General features: G+C 60.1%; 1 protein-coding gene. It reads left to right on the forward strand.

The features are described from left to right. Positions 1-36: 36 nt before the first annotated feature. On the forward strand, positions 37-301 hold a 265-nt coding region (locus tag EN991_RS40565), incomplete at its 3' end, for a hypothetical protein (RefSeq protein WP_206519397.1).

Here is a 301-nt window from a genome sequence, read left to right on the forward strand (position 1 = left end):
GGCGCCCGCCGCACCTCCTCCCGCGGCGGGCGTTGTTTGCCGGAAATCGAATTTTGCCCCAAAGGTTTCGCTCCTTTTCAAACAGCGAAAGAGTTTTCGTCAAAGCCGACCTCCTCCCCGGCGATGACGAATCGGCCCGACCTTCACCTCCTCCCGAGGGGTGGCCACAAAAAAGGCGCCCGCCGCACCTCCTCCCGCGGCCGGCGTTGTTTGCCGGAAATCGAATTTTGCCCCAAAGGTTTCGCTCCTTTTCAAACAGCGAAAGAGTTTTCGTCAAAGCCGACCTCCTCCCCGGCGATGA

The sequence above is a fragment of the Mesorhizobium sp. M7A.F.Ca.US.005.03.2.1 genome (assembly GCF_003997795.1).
In the GTDB taxonomy this organism is placed as follows: domain Bacteria; phylum Pseudomonadota; class Alphaproteobacteria; order Rhizobiales; family Rhizobiaceae; genus Mesorhizobium; species Mesorhizobium ciceri.